At 77.1% G+C, this 510-nt stretch carries 2 protein-coding genes; both read left to right on the top strand.

What is annotated here, in order from left to right:
• Window positions 1-246 (top strand): dienelactone hydrolase family protein (locus FHN55_RS22140; protein WP_180358019.1); only part of this gene is annotated, 246 nt, incomplete at its 5' end.
• A complete protein-coding gene (locus FHN55_RS22135; protein ID WP_139714558.1) occupies window positions 230-472 on the top strand; it encodes a hypothetical protein in 243 nt (80 codons plus the stop codon). The genes FHN55_RS22140 and FHN55_RS22135, both read left to right, overlap by 17 nt.
• Window positions 473-510: the final 38 nt, after the last annotated feature.

Raw genomic sequence — 510 nt, 5'->3', positions numbered from 1 at the left:
GCCGCCGACCGCCTCGACCGCGCCCTGGAGCACGCGGGCGTGCCGCACGACGTGCGCGAGTACCCCGGCGCCGGTCACTCCTTCCTCAACGACGCCCCCACCGGGCCGCGCCTGCTGCGGCCGGTGATGCAGCGGGTCCTCGGCGCGGGCCCGGAGCCCGAGTCGGCGGCCGACGCGTGGGCGCGGATCGAGGGGTTCTTCGCCGAGCACCTGGGGAGAGCTGAGCGCCGTGGCGCCGACGCCTGAGGAGGACCTGTCCGTCTGGAGGCGCCTCGCACCGGGCGGGATGCTGCTCGTGGGCAGCGGGCTCGCCGTGGCCCTCGACGCCTCCGCGCGCCGCTCGTCCGGCGCGTCCCTGCTGCGCTGGGCGGCAGAGGGGACGGCGGGCCTCGTGCTGGTCAACGCGGGCCTGGCGCTCTACGGGGAGGCCATGAAGCGGCGCGGCCTGCACGACGCCGCCACCCGCCGCTGACCTCCAGCGCCTCCCCTTCCGTGATCATGGACTTCCCG

The sequence above is a fragment of the Streptomyces sp. NP160 genome (assembly GCF_006335115.1).
In the GTDB taxonomy this organism is placed as follows: Bacteria; Actinomycetota; Actinomycetes; order Actinomycetales; family Quadrisphaeraceae; genus Quadrisphaera.
This window is presented reverse-complemented; position numbering and strand designations above follow the sequence as displayed.